Annotated in this window: 3 protein-coding genes and 1 pseudogene; 1 reads left to right on the top strand and 3 read right to left on the bottom strand. The window is 72.6% G+C overall.

Annotated elements, in window-relative coordinates:
- Both ACFXGX_RS33265 and ACFXGX_RS33270 read right to left on the bottom strand, forming a co-directional pair.
- Window positions 1-230, bottom strand: a pseudogene (locus ACFXGX_RS33265) (oxidoreductase); the annotation flags it as partial.
- 301 nt (window positions 231-531) lie between these two features.
- Window positions 532-1,551, bottom strand: coding sequence for a PHP domain-containing protein (locus ACFXGX_RS33270; protein WP_384798769.1), 1,020 nt, complete (start codon window positions 1,549-1,551; stop codon window positions 532-534).
- Window positions 1,552-1,863: 312 nt separating this feature from the next.
- On the opposite strand from ACFXGX_RS33270, the gene ACFXGX_RS33275 reads away from it, so the two are divergent.
- Window positions 1,864-2,100, top strand: a complete 237-nt coding sequence (locus ACFXGX_RS33275; RefSeq protein WP_384798772.1) for a hypothetical protein — start codon at window positions 1,864-1,866, stop codon at window positions 2,098-2,100.
- 96 nt (window positions 2,101-2,196) lie between these two features.
- On the opposite strand, the gene kdpB is transcribed toward ACFXGX_RS33275, so the two are convergent.
- A complete protein-coding gene (kdpB, locus tag ACFXGX_RS33280; protein WP_384798776.1) occupies window positions 2,197-4,350 on the bottom strand; it encodes a potassium-transporting ATPase subunit KdpB in 2,154 nt (717 codons plus the stop codon).
- Window positions 4,351-4,572 lie beyond the last annotated feature (222 nt).

Genomic DNA, 4,572 nt, shown 5'->3' on the forward strand with positions numbered 1-4,572 from the left:
GGGGCCGCGCCGCCCCCCCCGCGCGCCCGGGGCGGGCGCGCGGCCCGCCGCGGGCCCCCCCCCCCCGCGCCCCCCCCCGGCCCCGCCCCCCGCCTCGTCTCCAGGCCGAGGCCCGAGTAGCCGCCCGTGACGATCGCGAGCTTTCCGGAGAGGTCGATGTCCCCCAGGACGTCGTCCGCGGTGCTCCGGGCACCGAATCCCGAACCGATCTTGTGCTGTGCAGTGCTCATGCCCCGCACGCTACGAATTGGAGCGGACTCCAAGTCAAACGGACACGGCCGGAAGGGCGAACGGCCGGCCCGGGCGGAGAAAAGACCCCGACCGGATGGGGGAATCGCGGTCGGGGTCGTCTGCGTGGGCGCCGATGGCGGTCGCCTCGCGGCGAAACGCTCCACAGGGCTTCAGCCGGACGATCGTCCCTGCGGGCTGGGGTGAGGCCCGGGGACACTGTCCCATCCGCACCCACGGTTTGTTCAACGGGTAACTACCTATGGGTGTTCCCCGGAACGGGGCCGTCGGCGGTGACGTGCGTCACGGTGTCTCGCGGGTCCGGGCCCAGGTCAGCACCTGCTCCAGCGTCCACGTGGTGACGACACGCTCCGGCGGCACCCCGCATTCCTCGGCCCGCGCACACCCGTGGATCTGCCAGTCCAGTTGTCCGGGAGCGTGTGCGTCGGTGTCCAGGGAGAACAGGACACCCGCCTCGACCGCCTGGCGCAGCAGCCGGCGCGGCGGGTCGAGGCGCTCCGGACGGCTGTTGATCTCGACGGCCGTGCCGGTCTCGGCGCAGGCCGCGAAGACGGCGTCCGCGTCGAACGCGGACTCGGGCCGGCCGCGGCCCGTGATCAGCCGGCCCGTGCAGTGGCCGAGGATGTCCGCGTGCGGATTGCGCACGGCGGCGACCATGCGGCGGGTCATCGGACCCGCGTCCATGCGCAGTTTGGAGTGCACGGACACGACCACCACGTCCAGCCGCTCCAGCAGCTCCGGCTCCTGGTCGAGCGATCCGTCGTCGAGGATGTCGCACTCGATGCCGGTGAGCAGCCGGAAGGGCGCCCAGAGTTCGTTGAGGCGGGCGACGACCGCCAGTTGCTCGCGCAGCCGCTCCGGCGACAGGCCGTTCGCCACGGTCAGCCGGGGCGAGTGGTCGGTGAGCACCGCCCACGCGTGACCGAGCCGTGCCGCCGTGCGCCCCATCTCCTCGATCGGGCTGCCGCCGTCCGACCAGTCCGAGTGCAGATGGCAGTCCCCGCGCAGCAGCTCCCGCAGGCCCTCACCGCCCTCGGTGAGCGGTCCCGAGGCCTCCCGCTCCACCTTCTCCAGGTAGCCGGGCACCTCGCCGGCCAGCGCCTCCCGTACCACCTGCGCGGTCTTCGGGCCGATGCCCTTGAGCGACTCCAGCGTCCCGTTCGCGGCGCGCTCGGCGACCTCGTCGGCGGGCAGCCCGGCGAGCAGACCCTGCGCGGTGCGAAAGGCCCGTACGCGATACGTGGGCGCCTGGCTCCGCTCCAGCAGGAACGCGATCCGGTCCAGGGCCTCGACGGGATCCATCGGCACTCCTCCCTGCGGTCGCGTCGGCCGCCGCACGCTTCCCCCAGCGTTGCCCAGCCGTCGTCGGACCGCACGGCGGACGTCCGGGGGCGGGGGCGGTGCGGGGTGCGCGGGCGGGGGCGGTGCCGGGCGCGCGGGCGGGGGCGGTGCGGGGCGCGGGCGGGCCCGGGCGGGAACCTCGCCCGACCTCACCCGGCCGGGTGAACGCCCCGACGCCCGCTGCTGCGTCCGTGCCAGGCCGCGCGGGCGGCGGACCCTCGGCGCTCCGCCGCTGACCAGCGGGAAGAGCGGAAATCCCCTTACGCTCTAGTCATGACCGAAAGCGCGAGCCCTCACATCTCCCACCCACGGATCTTGGTGCTCGGGGTGCAGCCGGGCAGGCCGCCGTTCCGGATCATGGAGATCGACGGCGAGATGGTGGGCGAGGCGAAGGCGATCACGGACGTCCTGGAGTACGCGGCCGCGTACGGCATCACGGTCGACGATCTGGACGACCCCGACGTGGTCCGCTGGGTCGGCGGCGACAAACTCACCTGGCATCCGCGCTGACACGACCGCGGCCGGGGGGCCCATGGTCCCGGACGAGCTCGACCCGCCCTCCCTGACGCCCCTTTGACGTGCGAGGACTTCTTTTTGACGGGTGTCTCACCCCAGTCCCGGGATCACCGAGACCAGCAGGTCGATGAGCTTGATGCCGACGAAGGGGAGCACCAGCCCGCCCAGTCCGTACAGCATGAGGTTGCGGCGCAGCAGGTCGTGCGCCGAGGAGGGCGTGTAGCGCACACCCCGCAGTGCGAGCGGGATCAGCGCGACGATGATGAGCGCGTTGAAGATGATCGCCGAGGTGATGGCGGACGTCGGGCTGTGCAGACCCATGACGTTGAGCGACTGCAGGCCCGGATAGGCGCCCGCGAACATCGCCGGGATGATCGCGAAGTACTTCGCCACGTCGTTGGTGATGGAGAAGGTGGTGAGTGCTCCCCGGGTGATGAGGAGCTGCTTGCCGATCTCGACGATCTCGATGAGTTTCGTCGGGTTGGAGTCCAGGTCCACCATGTTCCCGGCCTCCTTGGCGGCCGAGGTTCCGGTGTTCATGGCCACGCCGACGTCGGCCTGGGCGAGCGCGGGGGCGTCGTTCGTGCCGTCACCGGTCATCGCGACGAGCTTGCCTCCCTCCTGCTCGCGTCGGATCAGTGCGAGCTTGTCCTCGGGGGTCGCCTCGGCCAAGTAGTCGTCGACGCCCGCCTCTTCGGCGATGGCGCGGGCGGTCAGCGGGTTGTCGCCCGTGATCATCACTGTCCTGATGCCCATGCGGCGCAGTTCGGCGAACCGTTCGCGGATGCCGTCCTTGACGACGTCCTTGAGGTGGATCAGGCCCAGCACCCGCGGCCCGTCCCAGTCGTGGACGGCCACCAGGAGCGGGGTGCCGCCGGAAGCGGACACGGAGGCCGCGAACCGCCCGGCCTCGGGCGGGACCTGGCCGCCGTACATCTCCACCCAGTCCATGACCTGTTGGGCCGCGCCCTTGCGGATCGCGCACACGGCGCCGTTGTCCCAGTGCAGGTCCACGCCGCTCATCCGGGTCTGCGCGCTGAACTTCACCCACCGCGCCTGAGTCAACTCGCCCTCGGCGGGCGCCCGTAGCCCGTACGTCTCTTTCGCCAGTACGACGACGGAGCGTCCCTCGGGTGTCTCGTCGGCCAGCGAGGAAAGCTGTGCGGCGTCGGCGAGCTGGGCTTCCTGGATGCCGGGCAGCGGCAGGAAGGCGGCGGCCTCGCGGTTGCCGAGGGTGATGGTGCCGGTCTTGTCGAGCAGCAGGGTGTTGACGTCGCCGGCGGCCTCGACGGCGCGGCCGGACAGGGCGAGCACGTTGCGCTGGACGAGCCGGTCCATGCCCGCGATGCCGATGGCGGACAGCAGCGCGCCGATCGTCGTGGGGATGAGGGTGACGAGGAGGGCGACGAGGACGGTGGTCGACTGCGCGGCGTCGGCGTACTCGGCCATCGGCTGGAGGGCGGCGACGACCAGCAGGAAGATGATGGTGAGCGAGGCCAGCAGGATGTTCAGGGCGATCTCGTTCGGGGTCTTCTGCCGGGAGGCGCCTTCGACGAGGGCGATCATCCGGTCCAGGAAGGAGTGACCCGGGCGGGCGCTGACACGGACGACGATCCGGTCGGACAGGACCGTCGTCCCTCCGGTGACGCCGGTTCGGTCGCCGCCCGACTCCCGGATCACGGGCGCGGACTCGCCGGTGACCGCGGACTCGTCGACCGCCGCGACTCCGTCGATGACATCGCCGTCGGCCGGGACGAGTTCGCCCGCCTCGACGAGTACGACATCGAGGGGTTTGAGGCCGGTGGCGGCGACCGCCTCGGTCTCGGCGTACCGCGGGTCGGTGCCGTAGCTCCAGTGGCGCAGACGCAGGGCGACCGTGTCGGTGCGCGCCTTGCGCAGGGAATCGGCCTGCGCCTTGCCGCGGCCCTCGGCGACGGCCTCCGCGAGGTTGGCGAAGATCACCGTCAGCCACAGCCAGGCGCTGATCACCCAGGTGAAGACGGCGGGGTGGAAGGCCGCGGAGAAGGTGGTGAGGGCGGCCCCGACGGAGACGACGAACAGCACGGGGTTCTTGACCAGCACCCTGGGATGCAGTTTGCGCAGCGCGTCGGGGAAGGACTGTACGAGCTGGGCGGGTTCGAAGAGCCCGCTGGGTGCCCGGCGTTTCGCCCCTCCCTCGGATCCGGGCCGGGGGACGCGCTGAGGGCGGGACGGCGGGGCTTGCCGGGGAGCAGCGGAAGACATGGGGACCTTATCGCCTCGGTGGGGAACCGGGCCCACGCGCCCTGGGGCACGCCGGGCGACCAGTCGGAGTGACAGTGCGCTTGGTGGCCGCCGGGGGGGGGGCGCGGCCGGGCGCGGCGGCGGGCCCCCCCCCGGCGGGGGGCGGGACCCCACCCCCCCCCCCCCCCACCCCCCCCCCGCCCCCCCCCCCCCCCGCCCCCCCCGCGCGCCCCCCACCCCCGC

The organism is Streptomyces sp. NPDC059371 (genome assembly GCF_042751995.1).
In the GTDB taxonomy this organism is placed as follows: domain Bacteria; phylum Actinomycetota; class Actinomycetes; order Streptomycetales; family Streptomycetaceae; genus Streptomyces.